Source organism: Ideonella lacteola (assembly GCF_038066555.1).
In the GTDB taxonomy this organism is placed as follows: Bacteria; Pseudomonadota; Gammaproteobacteria; order Burkholderiales; family Burkholderiaceae_C; genus Ideonella; species Ideonella lacteola.
This window is the reverse complement of sequence record NZ_JBBUTG010000004.1, coordinates 17402-34582: the sequence shown is the minus strand read 5'-3', so window position 1 is coordinate 34582 and position 17181 is coordinate 17402. Positions and strand designations below refer to the sequence as shown.

General features: G+C 64.6%; 13 protein-coding genes and 1 tRNA gene. 10 read left to right on the top strand and 4 right to left on the bottom strand.

Going from position 1 to position 17181, the window contains the following annotated elements; genetic code table 11:
* The first annotated feature begins 10 nt into the window (after positions 1 to 10).
* The 4 genes from ilvC to pbpG all read left to right on the top strand — a co-directional run bounded on the left by ilvC (position 11) and on the right by pbpG (position 5008).
* Positions 11 to 1027 (top strand): ketol-acid reductoisomerase, encoded by a 1017-nt coding sequence (gene ilvC, locus AACH06_RS08115; protein WP_341425147.1) that lies wholly within the window; start codon positions 11 to 13, stop codon positions 1025 to 1027.
* An 87-nt stretch (positions 1028 to 1114) separates the two neighbouring features.
* Positions 1115 to 1981, top strand: a complete 867-nt coding sequence (gene pssA / locus AACH06_RS08110; RefSeq protein ID WP_341425146.1) for a CDP-diacylglycerol--serine O-phosphatidyltransferase — start codon at positions 1115 to 1117, stop codon at positions 1979 to 1981.
* Between the two features lie 220 nt (positions 1982 to 2201).
* Complete coding sequence (locus tag AACH06_RS08105) at positions 2202 to 3746, top strand: 2-isopropylmalate synthase (RefSeq protein WP_341425145.1); 1545 nt, start codon at positions 2202 to 2204, stop codon at positions 3744 to 3746.
* 158 nt (positions 3747 to 3904) lie between these two features.
* A complete protein-coding gene (gene pbpG, locus AACH06_RS08100; protein WP_423222002.1) occupies positions 3905 to 5008 on the top strand; it encodes a D-alanyl-D-alanine endopeptidase in 1104 nt (367 codons plus the stop codon).
* A gap of 65 nt (positions 5009 to 5073) precedes the next feature.
* Here pbpG and AACH06_RS08095 read toward each other — a convergent pair whose 3' ends face one another.
* The 4 genes from AACH06_RS08095 to hpnC form a co-directional block, all read right to left on the bottom strand.
* Positions 5074 to 5841 (bottom strand): IclR family transcriptional regulator, encoded by a 768-nt coding sequence (locus AACH06_RS08095; RefSeq protein WP_341425144.1) that lies wholly within the window; start codon positions 5839 to 5841, stop codon positions 5074 to 5076.
* A 110-nt stretch (positions 5842 to 5951) separates the two neighbouring features.
* Positions 5952 to 7226, bottom strand: a complete 1275-nt coding sequence (gene hpnE, locus AACH06_RS08090; RefSeq protein WP_341425143.1) for a hydroxysqualene dehydroxylase HpnE — start codon at positions 7224 to 7226, stop codon at positions 5952 to 5954.
* Complete coding sequence (gene hpnD, locus AACH06_RS08085; protein ID WP_341425142.1) at positions 7210 to 8076, bottom strand: presqualene diphosphate synthase HpnD; 867 nt, start codon at positions 8074 to 8076, stop codon at positions 7210 to 7212. Before hpnD ends, hpnE begins: the two co-directional genes overlap by 17 nt.
* Positions 8073 to 8909, bottom strand: a complete 837-nt coding sequence (gene hpnC / locus AACH06_RS08080) for a squalene synthase HpnC (protein WP_341425141.1) — start codon at positions 8907 to 8909, stop codon at positions 8073 to 8075. Before hpnC ends, hpnD begins: the two co-directional genes overlap by 4 nt.
* A 165-nt stretch (positions 8910 to 9074) precedes the next feature.
* On the opposite strand from hpnC, the gene AACH06_RS08075 reads away from it, so the two are divergent.
* The 6 genes from AACH06_RS08075 to clpX all read left to right on the top strand — a co-directional run bounded on the left by AACH06_RS08075 (position 9075) and on the right by clpX (position 17120).
* Positions 9075 to 10223 carry an efflux RND transporter periplasmic adaptor subunit gene (locus AACH06_RS08075; RefSeq protein ID WP_341425140.1) on the top strand — a complete coding sequence of 383 codons (1149 nt, stop codon included), beginning with the start codon at positions 9075 to 9077 and terminating at the stop codon, positions 10221 to 10223.
* Between the two features lie 40 nt (positions 10224 to 10263).
* The gene (locus AACH06_RS08070; protein ID WP_341425139.1) at positions 10264 to 13386 is read left to right on the top strand and encodes an efflux RND transporter permease subunit; all 3123 of its coding nucleotides are present in this window, start codon (positions 10264 to 10266) and stop codon (positions 13384 to 13386) included.
* A 218-nt stretch (positions 13387 to 13604) separates the two neighbouring features.
* Positions 13605 to 13691 (top strand) — tRNA-Leu (locus AACH06_RS08065).
* A gap of 28 nt (positions 13692 to 13719) precedes the next feature.
* Complete coding sequence (gene tig / locus AACH06_RS08060; RefSeq protein ID WP_341425138.1) at positions 13720 to 15030, top strand: trigger factor; 1311 nt, start codon at positions 13720 to 13722, stop codon at positions 15028 to 15030.
* A gap of 129 nt (positions 15031 to 15159) precedes the next feature.
* Positions 15160 to 15768, top strand: a complete 609-nt coding sequence (gene clpP / locus AACH06_RS08055) for an ATP-dependent Clp endopeptidase proteolytic subunit ClpP (protein WP_341425137.1) — start codon at positions 15160 to 15162, stop codon at positions 15766 to 15768.
* 83 nt (positions 15769 to 15851) lie between these two features.
* Positions 15852 to 17120, top strand: a complete 1269-nt coding sequence (gene clpX, locus AACH06_RS08050; RefSeq protein ID WP_341425136.1) for an ATP-dependent Clp protease ATP-binding subunit ClpX — start codon at positions 15852 to 15854, stop codon at positions 17118 to 17120.
* The last annotated feature ends 61 nt before the right edge of the window (positions 17121 to 17181 follow it).

Sequence of the window (17181 nt, the reverse complement as noted above, 5' to 3'; positions counted from 1 at the left end):
GAGAAACACCATGAAGGTCTACTACGACAAGGACGCCGATCTCAGCCTCATCAAGGGCAAGAACGTCACGATCATCGGCTATGGCTCACAAGGCCACGCGCATGCCCAGAACCTCAACGACAGTGGCGTGAAGGTCACTGTCGGCCTGCGCCGTGGCGGTGCCTCGTGGGGCAAGGTCGAGGCTGCCGGCCTGAAGGTGGCCGAGGTTGCCGAGGCGGTGAAGAGCGCCGATGTGGTGATGATCCTCCTGCCCGATGAACAGATCGCCGAGGTCTACAAGAAGGAGGTCGAGCCGAACATTCGGCAAGGCGCTTCGCTGGCCTTCGCGCACGGCTTCAATGTCCACTACGGCCAGGTTCAGCCCCGCGCCGACCTCGATGTGTGGATGGTGGCGCCCAAGGCGCCGGGCCATACCGTGCGTAACACCTACAAGCAAGGCGGTGGCGTGCCTCACCTGATCGCCGTGCATGCCGACAAGAGCGGCAAGGCGCGTGACCTGGCGCTGTCGTATGCCGCGGCCAATGGTGGCGGCAAGGCTGGCATCATCGAGACCAACTTCCGCGAAGAAACCGAGACCGACCTGTTCGGTGAGCAGGCCGTGCTGTGCGGCGGTACGGTCGAGCTGATCAAGGCGGGCTTCGAAACCCTGGTCGAAGCCGGCTACGCGCCCGAGATGGCCTACTTCGAGTGCCTGCATGAGCTGAAGCTGATCGTCGACCTGATCTACGAAGGCGGCATCGCGAACATGAACTACTCGATCTCGAACAACGCCGAGTACGGCGAATACGTCACCGGCCCGAAGGTCGTGACCGCCGAGACGAAGAAGGCCATGCAGCAGTGCCTGAAGGACATCCAGACCGGTGAGTACGCCAAGAGCTTCATCCTGGAGAACCGGGCTGGCGCTCCGACACTGATCTCCCGCCGCCGCCTCACCGAAGAGCACCAGATCGAAGTGGTGGGTGAGAAGCTGCGCGCGATGATGCCGTGGATCAAGGCCAACAAGCTGGTCGACAAGAGCCGCAACTGATCGTTTTCGGCGCACTGTGCCGCGAATGGGCCGCCCTCGGGCGGCCCATCCGTTTTTGGCGCCGGCCCTGCGTTATCCTCCGCGCCCATGCCTGAACCGGACCTGCCCCCCATGGCCGTCGCCGGGGTTGCATCCAACGATGCGCCCAGTGACGACGAAATCGAGTTCCACGAGCCCCGTCGCCCGCGGCGGCGGGGCATCTACATCCTGCCGAACCTGTTCACGCTGGCGGCCTTGTTCGGTGGTTTTTACGCCATCGTGATGGCGATGAACGGTCGCTTCGAGCAGGCCGCTTATGGCATCTTCACCGCCGCGCTGCTGGACAGCCTGGATGGCCGTGTGGCGCGCATGACCAACACGCAGAGCGCGTTTGGTGAGCAGATGGACAGCCTGTCCGACATGGTGAGCTTTGGCGCCGCGCCCGCCCTGATCGTTTACGAATGGGTGCTCCACAGTCTGGGCAAGGCCGGCTGGATTGCCGCGTTCATCTATTGCGCCTGTGCAGCGCTGCGGCTGGCCCGCTTCAACACCAACATCGCGATCGTCGACAAGCGATTCTTCCAAGGCTTGCCCAGCCCGGCCGCGGCCGCCTTGGTGGTGGGCTTCATCTGGGTGATGGACGACGCTGGCTATGAGGGCGCCAGCCAATACGCGGGCTTGCCATGGGGCACTTTCTTCCTGACCCTCTATGCAGGGTTGACGATGGTCACGAACGCGCCGTTCTACAGCTTCAAGGACGTGAGCTTCAAGCGCACCGTGCCATTCGCCGCGATCGTGGCGATTGCGCTCGGCATCGCCTTGGTGAACATCCATCCGCCCACCGTGCTGTTTGGCCTGTTCTGTGCCTACGGTGTGTCGGGCTACATCGTCTACGCTTATCGCAAGGTGAAGGGCAAGCCGGTCAGCGTGATCGCCACGTCGACCGACGAGCCCGACGAACGTGGCTTGCACTGATTTTTCTGCTTGCGCGGCACTCGCCTCGTGCTATATTGAATCAACCATGAACCGGCCCTCGATCACCATTGCCAAGCTGCTACTAGGAGCACCCTGGGCTCGCTGATCGACCACGTCCGTACTCTTCGCAGAATTCCCCACCGATCAACGGCCCGCCAGCGCAAGCAGCGGGCCGTTTTTCTTTGTCCTTCGACTGTCCACTACCCACTTCGAGACTGCCATGGCTGCCGACAAGCTCATCATCTTCGACACCACCTTGCGCGACGGCGAGCAATCGCCCGGCGCCTCGATGACCAAGGACGAGAAGCTGCGCATCGCGCGGCAGTTGGAGCGTCTGCGCGTCGATGTGATTGAAGCCGGCTTCGCCGCCTCGTCAAACGGCGATTTCGAGGCCGTGAAGGCCATCGCGGATCACATCAAAGACTCCACCGTCTGCTCGCTGGCGCGGGCGAACGACCGCGACATCTCGCGCTCGGCTGAGGCGCTGGCGGGCGCGGCCCGCGGGCGTATCCATACCTTCATTGCCACCAGCGCGCTGCACATGGAGAAGAAGCTGCGGATGACGCCGGAGCAAGTCTTCGAGCAGGCCAAGCTGGCCGTGCGCTTCGCCCGAAACCTGTGCGGTGACATCGAGTTTTCGCCCGAAGACGGCTATCGCTCGGATCCGGACTTCCTGTGCCGCGTGCTCGAAGCCGTGATCGCCGAAGGGGCGACCACGATCAACATCCCCGACACCGTCGGCTATGCGATACCTGAGCTGTATGGCAACTTCATCCGCCACCTGCGCGAACGTATCCCGAACTCCGACAAGGCCATCTGGTCGGTGCATTGCCACAACGACCTGGGCATGGCCGTGGCCAACTCACTGGCCGGTGTGAAGCTGGGCGGCGCTCGACAGATCGAGTGCACGATCAACGGCCTGGGCGAACGTGCCGGCAACTGCTCGCTCGAAGAGGTGGTGATGGCAGTGAAGACACGCCGCGACTACTTTGGGCTGGACGTCGGTATCGACACCACCCAGATCGTGCCGGCTTCACGCATGGTGAGCCAGACCACGGGTTTCGTGGTGCAGCCGAACAAGGCGGTGGTGGGGGCCAACGCGTTTGCCCACGCCAGCGGCATCCACCAGGACGGCGTGCTCAAGGCTCGAGATACCTACGAAATCATGCGTGCCGAAGATGTGGGCTGGTCCGCCAACAAGATCGTGCTCGGCAAGCTGTCAGGGCGCAATGCGTTCAAGCAGCGTCTGCAGGAGCTCGGCGTCGAGATGGAGTCGGAAGCCGAGATCAACGCCGCCTTCACCCGTTTCAAGGATCTGGCCGATCGCAAGAGCGAGATCTTCGATGAGGACATCATTGCGCTGGTGGGCGACGACAGCGTCACGCAGGAGAACGAACACTTCCGTTTCGTCGCGTTGTCTCAGCGCTCAGAGACGGGCGAGAAGCCGCATGCCCGGGTCGCTTTCGGAATGGGGGAGGACGAGCACGTGGCGGAAAGCGACGGCAACGGCCCGGTCGATGCCAGCCTAAAGGCGATCGAGTCAAAGGCCCAATCTGGTGCGGAAATGATCTTGTATTCGGTCAATGCCATAACCTCGGGCAGCACAGAATCGCAAGGCGAGGTCACCATCCGGCTTAAGCATGGGGGCCGGGTGGTCAATGGAGTGGGCAACGACCCTGACATCGTCGTTGCCTCTGCCAAGGCATACCTCGCTGCGCTGAACAAGCTGCACGCCAAGAACGAACGGGTCGCTGCGCAGGGCTAAACCGGATCAGACCGGTGCCGATCACACGCTAGACTCGCGCGGTTCTGAGCCAAGTGCGCCGCTCGGCGTACTTTAGGAAAGACATGCAAGTTTTTGATCTTGCATGTCTTTTTTGTTTCAAATAGACTTCGCGCAGTCTCGCGGTGGCACACGACAGAATGCTCAAGCTCAGTTTCTCCAAGCGTTTTTTGGGCATGGTCAGCTTGGCCGTTGGCTTGGCTTTCGCCACCTCGGCCGATGCCGCAGCGCGCCGGCCGGCGAAGAACGCGTCCCCCTCCGCCACTTCGGCGAAGAAGGCACCAGTTGCCCGCAGTTCCACCCGCGCCAAGGCCGCCGCGCCCACGCGCACGACGCGTGCGGTGGCAGCGCCGCGTCGGGTGGCGGCAGAGCCCCCGCGCCAGTCGTTCGGCCAACTGGCGGGGCTGCACGAGGCAGACGATCCGTTGGATCTGAAATCCGGCGTGGCCTACGTGCTCGATCAGGAGACCAACGAGGTTCTTCTGAGCAAGAATTCGAAAGCAGTGTTGCCGATCGCTTCGATCACGAAGCTGATGACCGGCCTGCTGATCGCGGAGTCCGGGCAATCGCTGGATGAGGTGCTGACGATCACCGAAGAAGACATCGACACCGAAAAGGGCAGTTCGTCCCGTCTTCGCCCCGGAACGCAATTGAGCCGCGGTGAGATGCTGCATCTCGCTTTGATGTCGTCGGAAAACCGTGCGGCCAACGCCTTGGGCCGAAACTATCCCGGTGGCCTGTCGGCGTTTGTCGCGGCCATGAATGCCAAGGCCAAGTTGCTGGGCATGAGCGATACCCGGTATGTGGAGCCGACCGGCTTGTCGAGCCAGAACCAGTCCAGCGCGCGCGACTTGGCTCTGTTGGTGAAGACCGCACACCAGGTGCCGCTGCTGCGCGAGTTGTCCACGTCTCCCGAGTACCAGGTCGCCGTGGGCAATCGTCAGCTGCAGTACCGCACCACGAACCGCCTGGTGTTGAACCCCAGTTGGGAGATTGGCCTGCAGAAAACGGGCTACATCACCGAAGCGGGCCAATGCCTGGTGATGCAGGCCCAGCTGGCAGGCCGCAAGCTGATCATGGTGCTGCTCGATTCAGCCGGGAAGTACTCGCGCATCGGCGATGCGGAGCGCATCCGCAAGTGGCTCCTGAGCAGCCCGCCCCAGTCCGCACCGACCACGTCGGTGGCACCCGCGGCTGCTCCGTTGGTGCCGGTGACGGCCGCTGTCCAGGCGACGGCAGGCTGAGCGCCTCGGCCGAGCTCAAGCCGGCCCAGCTTCACCTGCCGAGCAAAGCCGCTCGGCGGGGCACCTCAGCCTCGGTGCCCCAAGGCTGAAGAAATCTGAGCGGCGGTCGCCTTGACGCGGTCGAGCCACGATTCCTCGAGCCGATCTGCGGGTGCCGAGATGGACAGCCCGGCCACCAACTTGCCCTGGTCATCGAAGATGCCCGCTGCCATGCAGCGAACACCCAACTCGAGCTCTTCGTTGTCTCGCGCGATCGCGTGCCGCCGCACCGCGGCGAGCTCACGTTCCAAGGCGGGCAGGTCGGTGAGGCTGTTTCGCGTGTGGCCGGCGAGGCCCGTGCGCGTCGCATACGCCCGAACACGCTGCGGATCGTCGTACGCGAGGAACAGCTTGCCAACCGAGGTGAGGTGCAACGGGGCACGGCCCCCCACCGCACGTACCACCTGCATCCCCGAGCGCTCGCTGTAGGTGCGCTCGATGTAGACAATCTCATCGCCCTGGCGCACCGAGAGGTTCACGGGCTGATGCGTCAGCTTGTGCAGTTCGCGCATCGGGCCGAGTGCGGCGTCGCGCACGTCCAGGCGGGCCTTCACCAGATTGCCCAGTTCCAGTAGCCGCATGCCCAGGCGGTAGCTGCCCGCCTCGGGGCGATCGACAAAGCGACCGGCGGCCAAGTCGTTGAGGATGCGGTGGGCGGTCGACGGGTGCAGCCCCGTTGTTTCGCTCAGCTCTTTGAGCGACACCGGGTCCTGGTGTGAAGCCAGCACATCGAGCAGGCCAAAGGCCCGGGCGAGCACCTGGATGCTGGGTGACGAACTGTCTTTTCGGGTCATCGGCGGCGTCCTGCGAATGGCCGATTTTGCATGGCGAAAATGGGTACGTCTATCTGAAAACGAAACGGCTGCGCAATGGCGCAACGGCCGTTGCCGCCCTTCGGGACCCGTCAGCCGATGCAGCGGGCGGCCTCGACACCCGATCGCACGGCGCCTTCGAGCGTGGCCGGGTAGGGGCCTTCGACGTGGTCTCCGGCCACCGTCAACCGCGGGTGAACGCGCGCTGGCGAGCGCTTCAGCCCCGGGGTGCAAGCAAAGGTGGCCCGCTTCTCAGTGCGGCTGGCTATCCACTCCACTGGGCCGTGGGTGGTGGCGGGGAAAGCTTCTTCCCACTGGTTCATGAGCGCCATGCGCGTGGCGTCAGCACCCGCTGAAACCCAGGGCGCGGCGCCGCTGACCACCAGGGCGAAGGTGTCGGCGGGTCCGCCCAGGGCGCCGAGATCGAAGCCGAACTGGGCGGGTCGCAGGCCATCGGCCCGCAGCGCCATCATCGTTTGCGGCCAGCGGGTCTGCGGCGCCCGCAGCCAGGCCGTGATGATCGGCTGGTAGGTGAAAGCTGCCGCCGCCGCGCTCCATGCGGGCGAGATATCGGCCAGCAGACGTGCAGCCTCGCCGGGCGGCGTGGCCACGATGACGTGGTCAAACGGCTCGTCATCGACGCTGGCACCGGTGTCGTCCGCCGTGAGGCGCATCACCCGCCGCCCCAGTTCGATGTGAGCGCCGCGCGCGCGCAGCCACCGGCTCGCGTCGTCAGGCAGCAGTGCGTCGAGCGGGCGCCGTGGGAGGAGCAGGTCGGCCGCGCCGGGTGGGCCGAACAGTGCATCGCGCAGCACTGTGAGCAGCACCTGTCCGCTGGCTTGCTCGGCGGGCGTGTTCAGTGCGGCCACTGACAACGGTTCGATCAGGGCTTGATAGGCACGCCGAGGGCAACGGCGTGCCAGTTCCGCCACCGTCATCGAAGGCGGGCATCGAAAGCCGCGCAGGCGCCAACGTGCCGCCCACCACAACAGCCCAAGGCGATCGCCCCAGGGCAAGTCGCGCCATCCGAGCACCCCGCGTGCAAAGGCGGGCAGGGCGGGGCCTGCGGGAAGGCGCAGGCCGCTGCCGTCCGGGTATTGCAACGTGAGCGGCATGCGATGCAGCGCTGCCTCGACATCCATGCCCACCTGACGCATCAGCGCCAACGTCTGGACGTAGGCGCCGATCAGAATGTGTTGCCCGTTGTCGAGCGTGAGGCCGTCTTTGCGCACCGAGCGCGCTCGGCCACCGAGCTGGGGCGCCATCTCGAAGAGGCTGACGCGGTGTCCGGCGGCACAGGCGTGAACGGCAGCCGCCAGACCCGCCCAGCCGCCGCCGACGACGGCGACCCTAACGCCCTCGGACATGCGTGCGCGCTGCGATCCAGAGTTTGCGAAGCGGCGTCAGCGAGGTGCGTTGGTGCAGCACCTGGAAGCCGCCCTTTTCGATCTCTTGCAGCAAGGTGCGGTAGATGTTGGCCATCATGAGGCCAGGCTTCTGCGCCTGCCGATCGGCTTCCGGCAGCAAAGCGAATGCCTCCTCGTAGACTTTGTGCGCGCGCTCCGCCTGGAAGCGCATCAAAGCCTGGAATCGATCGCTGTATCCCCAAGGGGCATCGCGCTTGAGCAACTCGTGCGCCTTGACATCGAACTGCTGCAATTCGTTGATCGGCAGGTAGATGCGCCCCCGACGGGCGTCTTCACCCACGTCCCGGATGATGTTGGTCAGCTGCATCGCCAGGCCCAGCTTGTGGGCATACGCGATGGTGTTGTTTTGCGTTCGGCCAAAGATGTTGCAAGCCACCTCGCCGACGATGCCAGCGACCAGGTGGCAGTACTGCGAGAGCGCGGTGAAATCGAGGAAGCGGTTCTGGGTGAGGTCCATCTCGCAGCCTTCGATCACCGCCTGCAGATGACGGGCCTCGATGCCGTAGTCCGGCGCCACCGGCATCAGCGCCTGCATCACCGGGTGGTGCGGCTGACCCGCGTAGGCCTGTTGGACTTCGTTGCGCCACCATGCCAGCTTCGTGCGGGCCACTTGGGGGTCGTGCACCTCGTCGACCACGTCGTCGACCTCGCGGCAGAAGGCATAGAACGCGGTGATGGCCGCCCGGCGCGGGGGCGGCAGGAACATGAACGCGTAGTAGAACGAAGAGCCGCTGCCGGCGGCCTTCTCTTGCACGTACTGGGCGGGCGTGTTGGCGGCGGGGGCGGTCAACGCGATGCTCCAGGGGTGTGCAACCATGCGCGCCACAGCAGGCGAGGCGCATCCCAGCGGCTCAGCGCGGGGCGCTGCGACAGAGTGGCAAAGTCCATGTCGGCGATTTTCTCAAGAATGCGCAGCCCGCCGTGCACCACCAGGCGCAGTTCCCAGCCGGCGCGGCCCGGAATCTGCCGTGCCAGCGGGGCGCCGTCCAGCATCATCTGGCGCGACCACTCGCACAAGTCGCGAACGAGTGCCCGCTCGGCCGGCCCCGCAGCACCCGCGCGCACGGTGTCGGCCAGCAAGCCGAAGCGGGTGGCTTCCTTCTGCGGGATGTAGCAACGGCCACGCGGCAGATCCACGCTCAGGTCCTGCCAGAAGTTGATCAGTTGCAATGCGCTGCAGATCAGGTCGCTGCGCACGAGGGCCACTTCATCCCAGATTCCATACAGGTGCAGCAGCAATCGCCCAATTGGATTGGCCGATCGCCGGCAGTAGTCCAACAGGCTGGCTCGATCAGGGTAGAGGGGGTTGCTGGTGTCTTGAATGAAGGCGTCCAGCAGGTCGTCAAGCAACTGCACCGGTAGCCGGTGGGCTGTGATGGCTCGGGAGAGGGGCACGAAGACGTGTGCCCACCGCTGGGCGGGCGGCTGGCCGGCGGCCACCCGGGCCAGCTCTGCCCGGTAGGCGGCCAGATCGGCTTGGCGCCGCTCGACCGGCGCGTCACCCTCGTCGGCCAGATCGTCGGCCACGCGGGCAAACCAATAGATGGCGGTGATGGGCGCGCGCAACGGCTTGGGGCACAGCCAAGAGGCGACGGGAAAGTTCTCGTAGTGGTCAATGCTCACAGGGCGCGGATTGTGCCTTCGCGGGTTTGTGCCGAAATAGGTGGCGCAAAAGCGTTGACGGCGATCAGGACAGACCCTACATTACTGACCGGTCAGTCAGTAATCTGACGCTTCATTCCACGGCAGCCGCCCCGACGAGCGGTACCTTACCGAGTCTTCCCCGCCATGAACAAGCCGCTGTTCGTTGCCACCGTTTTGAGTCTCTCTGTCCTTGGCCTGGTTGGTTGCGCCAAGAAAGAGGCCCCACCAGAGCCGGTGCGTGCCGTGCGCACCATCACGGTCAATGGCAGCGAAACCGTGGCCGCTCACGAGTACGCGGCCGAAATTCGCGCGCGCACCGAGTCCCGGCTGGGCTTTCGGGTCGGCGGCAAGCTGCAAAGCCGCGCGGTCAACTTGGGCGACTCGGTGAAAGCAGGCCAAGTCCTGGCGCAGTTGGACGGACAGGATCTGCGGCTTGGCCAAGAGGCAGCTCGCGCCGCGGTGGCCGCAGCGCAGACCAATCTGGACCAGGTGACCGCCGACTACAAGCGCTTCAAGGAGTTGCGCGACCAGGGTTTCATCGGGGCCGCCGAGCTGGAGCGCCGCGAAACAGCCGTGAAGACCGCGAGGGCACAGCTGGATCAGGCCAAGGCGCAAGCGTCGGTCCAAGGCAACCAGGCGGGCTACGCCACACTGGTGGCCGATGCGGCGGGTGTCGTGACGGCCGTTGAAGCCGAGCCGGGCCAGGTGGTCTCTGCCGGCACGCCGGTCGTGCGCCTGGCGCATGACGGCCCGCGTGATGCCGTGTTCTCGGTGCCCGAGGATCGGGTCGGCGATCTGCGGCAACTGTTGGGTAAGGCGGGTGGCGTCACGCTGCAGCCGTGGGGCGAAGGCCCGACGGTGCCCGCCAGCGTGCGGGAGGTGGCCGCCGCTGCCGATCCGGTGACGCGCACCTTCCTGGTCAAGGCCGATCTGGGCAACGCCTCGGTCCGCCTGGGGCAGACCGCCAACGTGCGCATCGCGGGCCAGACGGTGGCTGGCGTGATCCGCCTGCCGCTCACTGCGGTGGCCGAATCCAAGGGCCAGACCGTCGTCTGGATGCTGGACCGCAGTTCGATGACCGTGCGCAGCCAGCCGGTGGTCGTCGGCGGGGCGGACGGCAACACCGTGGTGATCGGGCAGGGCGTGAAGCCGGGCGACGAGGTCGTGGTGGCCGGCATCCACGTCCTGACGCCAGGGTTGAAGGTGAAACCGTACGTCGAGACCCAGGTGGCCTCTGCCGCCAAGGCGGTGCCAGCGTCGGCATCGATTCCCGCGCCTGCCGCGTCGCGCTGACACGGGTCGGGCAGCCCGTCGGACCACAACGAGAAGAACCATGAGCGACCAAAACGGTTCCCGATTCAATATTTCGCGCTGGGCACTGGATCACGCGCCGTTGACGCGCTACCTGATGGTGGTGCTGATGGTGCTGGGCCTGGCGGCCTACTTCCAGTTGGGCCAAGACGAAGACCCGCCGTTCACCTTCCGCGCGATGGTGGTTCAGGTCTTCTGGCCGGGCGCCTCGGCCCAGCAGATGGCCGAGCAGGTCACCGACAAGATCGAGCGCACGCTGCAAGAGGTGCCTCACTCGGACATCATCCGCAGCTACACCAAGCCCGGTGAATCCCTGACCATTCTTCAGCTGAAGGATTCGTCGCCGCCCAAAGAGGTGAGTGACGTCTGGTACCAGGTGCGCAAGAAGATCGGGGACATGCGCGGCACGTTGCCGCAGGGCGTGATCGGCCCCTTCTTCAACGATGAGTTCGGCGACGTTTACGGCACCATCTATGCGCTGTCGGCCGACGGGTTCAGCACCGAGGAGTTGCGCCGTTACGCCGAGGACGTTCGCTCGCAGCTGCTGAGGGTGCCCAACGTCGCGAAGGTGGAGCTGTTCGGTGTGCAAGCCGAGAAGCTGTTTGTCGAGGTCTCCCAAAAGCGCCTCGCGCAGTTGGGCCTGGATTTCAACCAGGTCATCACCCAGCTCAACGCGCAGAACGCGGTAGAGGGCGCGGGCACGCTGAACGCCGCGACCCAGAACCTGCAGGTCCGGGTGGCGGGGGCCTTCACCACGGTGGAAGACCTTCGGCAATTGCCGATTCGCGCCACCAACGCCTCCACGGGCCAGGCCAGCTCGCTGCGCCTGGGCGATATCGCGGACATCCGCCGTGAATACGTCGACCCGCCTTCGGTGATGGTGCACCACCAGGGCCAGCCCGTCATCGCCCTCGGCGTGTCGATGGCCAAAGGCGGCGACATCATCCAATTGGGCCAGGCGCTGACGACCAAGGCCAACGAGATCAAGGGCAAGCTGCCCTTGGGCATCGAGCTGCACCAGGTGCAGGATCAGCCGCAAGCCGTGGCGCGTTCGGTGAACGAGTTTGTCGGTGTGTTGATCGAAGCGGTCGTCATCGTGCTGGCTGTCAGCTTCCTCAGCCTGGGCCTGCACCTTCGCCCCTTGCGCATCGACATCTGGCCGGGTCTGGTCGTGGGTATCACGATCCCGCTGGTGCTGGCGATCACCTTCGTGACGATGTTCTACTGGGGCGTCGGCCTTCACAAGATCTCGCTGGGCTCGCTGATCATCGCGCTCGGCTTGTTGGTTGACGACGCGATCATTGCCGTCGAAATGATGGTGCGCAAACTGGAAGAGGGCTTCGATCGGCGGACCGCGGCCACCTTCGCCTACGACGCCACCTCCATGCCCATGCTGACGGGCACGTTGATCACCGCGGCAGGCTTCCTGCCCATCGGCCTGGCCAAATCAACCGTCGGTGAATACACCTTCGCCATCTTCGCCGTCACCTCGGCAGCGCTCGTGATCTCGTGGGTGGTCTCGGTCTACTTCGTGCCGTACCTGGGCGCATGGCTGCTGAAGACGAAGAAGACGCACGAGGGCGAGGCGCACGAGCTGTTCGATACGCCGTTCTACAGCCGCTTCCGCAAGGCGGTGGACTGGTGCGTGACCCACCGCTGGGCGACGATCGGCATCACCATTGGCATCTTCGTGCTCGGCCTGGCCGGCATGGGCAAGGTGCAGCAGCAGTTCTTCCCTGACTCCAGCCGCCCCGAGCTGCTGGTGGACTTGTGGCTGCCCGAGGGCTCGACCATCCAGTCCAGCCAGGAGGTGGCGCGCCGCTTCGAGAAGCGCATTGCGACCGAGCAGGGCCTGGAATCGGTGACAGCCTGGATCGGCAGCGGTGTGCCGCGCTTCTACCTGCCGCTGGATCAGATCTTTCCGCAGGCCAACGTCAGCCAGTTCATCCTGCTGCCGAAGAATCTCTCGGAGCGCGAAGCGCTGCGCAAGCGCCTGCCGGAGATCCTGGCCAACGAATTTCCTGAGGTGCGTGGCCGCGTCAAGCTGCTGCCCAACGGGCCGCCCGTGCCGTATCCGGTGCAGTTCCGGGTCGTGGGCCCCGAGATGGAGGCGGTGCGCCAGTGGGCGGACGAGGCCAAGGAGATCTTGCGCCAGAACCCGAGCATGCGGGGCGTCAACGACAACTGGAACGAGCGCATCAAGTCGCTGCGGCTGGAAGTCGACCAGGACAAGGCTCGCGCGTTGGGCGTGACCAGCCAGTCGATCGCCCAGGCTTCGCGGGTGATGCTCTCGGGCAGCACCATCGGCCAGTTCCGCGAGGGCGACCGTTTGATCGACATCGTGCTGCGCCAGCCGGCCGACGAGCGCAACGCGATCACCGACATTGGCAATGCCTACATTCCGACGACGACTGGCCGCAGCATCCCGCTGACGCAGATCGCCAAGATCGGCTTCGGCTGGGAGCCCGGCGTGCTCTGGCGCGAGGGCCGCAAGTACGCGGCCACGGTGCAGGGCGACGTGATCGACGGCGTGCAGGGTGCGACCGTGACCAAGGAAGTCTGGCCCGAGATGTTGAAACTGCGCGAGCGCATGCCGCAAGGGATGGACATCGAGATCGCCGGGGCGGTGGCCGAAAGCTCCAAGGGGCAAGGCTCGATCGCCGCGGGCGCGCCGCTGATGTTGTTCATCATCCTGACGCTGCTGATGCTGCAGCTGCACAGCTTCAGCCGCTCGATCCTGGCGTTCCTGACCGGCTTCATGGGCATCGCGGGCGTATCTGGCGCGCTGCTGATCCTCAATCGGCCGTTCGGCTTCGTCGCGTTGCTGGGGGTGATTGCGCTGTTCGGGATGATCATCCGCAACTCGGTGATCCTGATCGACCAGATCGAGCAGGACCGCTTGCGGGGCGTGCCCACCTGGGAGGCCATCGTGGAGTCGGCCGTGCGCCGCTTCCGGCCCATCGTGCTGACGGCCGCAGCCGCGGTGCTGGCGATGATCCCGTTGTCGCGCAGTGTCTTCTGGGGCCCGATGGCGGTGGCCATCATGGGCGGCCTGATCATCGCCACCGTGCTCACCTTGCTGGCGCTGCCCGCCATGTACGCCGCGTGGTTCAGGGTGCGGCGGGAGCCGTCCGGGGTCGTTTGAACCGCGATCTGGTCGCGAACTAGGTAAACCCCAGTACGGCTCGGATCGCCGAAGCTGTACTGGAGCCCAGTAGAATACGCGGTTTACCGGTTCGCCTGGCGCGAGCGGCCCGTGGCGCAAGAGCGCCTGGGGTGGCTAGCGCCAGAAGTCTTTCAAGAAGTCTGGGTCGACGAAACCGGCTGGCGGGCGCGCCGGTCGGTCGGCTCACTGGCTTTACCGCGCGGGTGGCGAAATTGGTAGACGCACCAGGTTTAGGTCCTGACGCCTTCACGGGCGTGCCGGTTCGAGTCCGGCCCCGCGCACCAGCATACGCAACGCAACCAAAGTTCCATCATGGCAGTGAACGTTGAAACCCTCGACAAGCTCGAACGCCGCATCACCCTGACGCTGGCCGCCACCGAGATCAATTCGGAAGTCGAGTCCCGGCTGAAGAAGCTGGCCCGCACCGTCAAGGCCGACGGCTTCCGCCCTGGCAAGGTGCCGATGTCGGTCGTGGCGCAGCGCTACGGCTACTCGGTCCAGTACGAAGTGATGAACGACAAGCTGGGCCAAGCGTTCACCCAAGCCGCCAATGAAGCGCAACTGCGCGTGGCCGGCATGCCCAACATCACCCAGAAGAACGAGGCGCCCGAAGGCCAGATGGCTTTCGACGCGACTTTCGAGGTCTACCCTGAGGTGAAGCTCGGCGATCTGTCTGCCGCCGAAGTCGAGCGCGTGGCCGCTGACGTGGACGAAGCTGCCATCGACAAGACCGTCGAGATCCTGCGCAAGCAGCGTCGCACCTTCGCGCAGCGCCCGGCCACCGAGGGCGCCGAAGCCGGCGACCGCGTGACCATCGACTTCGAAGGCAAGATCGACGGCGAGCCGTTTGCCGGCGGCAAGGCCGAGGGCTTCCAGTTCCTGATCGGCGAAGGTCAGATGCTCGAGCAGTTCGACCAAGCCGTGCGCGGCATGAAGGTCGGCGAATCGAAGACTTTCCCGCTGCAGTTCCCGGCCGACTACCACGGCAAGGACGTGGCCGGCAAGGAAGCCGACTTCCTCGTCACGATGACGAAGGTCGAAGCGCAGAACCTGCCGACCGTTGACGAGGCTTTTGCCAAGTCGCTGGGCATCGCCGGCGGTACCGTCGAGGCACTGCGCGCTGACGTCAAGAAGAACCTCGAGCGCGAGGTGAAGTTCCGCGTTCTGGCCCGCAACAAGGCGGCCGTGATGGACGCCCTGGTCAAGAACGCTGAACTCGACCTGCCCAAGGCGCTGGTCGAGGCCGAGACCAACCGCATGATCGAAGGCGCTCGCGCCGACCTGAAGCAGCGCGGCGTCAAGGACGCAGAAAACACCCCGATCCCTGCTGACATCTTCACCCCGCAAGCCGAGCGCCGCGTGCGCTTGGGCCTGGTCGTGTCCGAGCTGGTGCGCCAGAACAGCCTCCAGGCCAAGCCGGATCAGCTCCAGGCGCACATCGAGGAAATGGCCCAGAGCTATGAAAAGCCGGCCGAGGTGGTGCGTTGGTACCTCTCGGACCGCCAGCGCATGGCCGAAGTCGAGGCGGTGGTGATCGAAAACAACGTCACGGAATTCGTGCTGAGCAAGGCCAAGGTCACCGACAAGGTCCTGCCGTTCGATGAGCTGATGACGGCGGCTTGATCGCCCCGAGGCCCCGAGCCTGAAACGCCCGGCCTTGGCCGGGCTTTTTTTCGTCCGATCATCACGCTTGACGACGGCTTCATAATGAGGCCAAGACCCACAACAAATGCAATGCGAGAGGCATCAGTCATGAGCGCACTGGATACCCAAGCCCTGGGCATGGTCCCCATGGTGATCGAGCAGTCGGGCCGCGGCGAGCGGGCCTACGACATCTATTCGCGCCTGCTGCGCGACCGGATCGTGTTTCTTGTCGGCCCGGTGACCGACCAGAGCGCCAACCTTGTGGTGGCGCAGCTGCTGTTCTTGGAGAGTGAAAACCCGGACAAGGACATCTTCTTCTACATCAACTCGCCGGGCGGCAGCGTGTCGGCGGGCTTGTCGATCTACGACACCATGCAGTTCATCAAGCCTGATGTGTCGACCTTGTGCATCGGCATGGCGGCCAGCATGGGCGCTTTCCTGCTGGCGGCGGGCACCAAGGGCAAGCGCATCGCACTGCCCAACAGCAAGATCATGATCCACCAGCCGCTCGGCGGTGCCCAGGGGCAGGCGACGGACATCGAGATCCACGCCCGCGAGATCCTGAAGACGCGCGAACAGCTGAATCGGATCCTGGCCGAACGGACAGGCCAGCCGCTGGACAAGATCCAGGCCGACACCGAGCGCGACTACTACATGAGTGCCGAGGAAACAAAGGCTTACGGGCTGATCGATCAGGTGATCGAAAAGCGGGCCTGACCTCAGGTTTTCCTACCCGCCGGCTTGCCCGGCGGTTGCTCTATCATTGACTCAGGCTACCCACGGCCCCAAGCTGCACTCCCATGCCCGACAAGAAAGGCGCCTCCGGCGAAAAAGTCCTCTACTGCTCGTTCTGCGGGAAGAGCCAGCACGAGGTGAAAAAGCTCATTGCCGGGCCGTCCGTGTTCATCTGCGATGAGTGCATCGAACTCTGCAACGACATCATTCGTGATGAAGTCCCCGCAGAAGGCGCGACGGCCAAGTCGGCCAAGTCCGACCTCCCGGTACCCAGCGAGATCAAGGCGAGCCTCGATCAGTACGTGATTGGCCAGGATCCTGCCAAGCGCACACTGGCCGTGGCGGTTTACAACCACTACAAGCGGCTGAAGCACCTCGGCGCCAGCAAGGACGAAGTCGAGCTCGCCAAGAGCAACATCCTGCTGATTGGGCCCACGGGCTCCGGCAAGACGCTGCTGGCTCAGACCTTGGCACGGCTGCTGAACGTGCCCTTCGTGATTGCCGATGCCACAACGTTGACGGAAGCCGGCTATGTCGGCGAAGACGTCGAAAACATCATCCAGAAGCTGCTCCAGAACTGCAACTACGACGTGGAGCGGGCGCAGCGCGGCATCGTCTACATCGACGAGATCGACAAGATCTCGCGCAAGGCAGACAACCCCAGCATCACCCGCGACGTGTCGGGCGAGGGCGTTCAGCAGGCCCTGCTGAAGCTGGTGGAAGGCACGATGGCTTCGGTGCCGCCTCAAGGTGGGCGCAAGCACCCGAACCAGGATTTCCTCCAGATCGACACCACGAACATCCTGTTCATTTGCGGTGGCGCCTTCGATGGTCTGGAAAAGGTCATCCAGAACCGCACCGAGAAGTCCGGTATCGGTTTTGGTGCCACCGTGCACAGCAAGTCCGAGAAGCGCATTTCCGAAGTCTTCCGCAATGCGGAACCCGAAGATCTGGTTCGTTTCGGCCTGATACCGGAACTGGTGGGCCGCCTTCCGGTGGTCGCCACGCTGGGCGAGCTCACTGAGGACGCGCTGGTACAGATCCTCGTCGAGCCGAAGAACGCGCTCGTCAAGCAGTACCAGAAGCTCTTCTCGATGGACGGTGTCGAACTCGAGATCCGTCCATCGGCACTGGTCGCGATCGCGCGCAAGGCCCTGGCCCGCAAGACAGGGGCACGAGGCTTGCGTTCGATCATGGAGCAGTCCTTGATCGACACGATGTTCGACCTGCCGACGCTTGATGGCGTGGCCAAGGTGGTGGTCGACGAGCACATCATCGAAGAGGGCGGCAAACCCCTCCTGGTTTATCGGGAACAGGCCAAGGCGAGCGCCTGACCCGCTTTTCCGGGCTTTCATTGTTCCCAACCTGGCTAACCTGATGAGCCAGGCATATCGC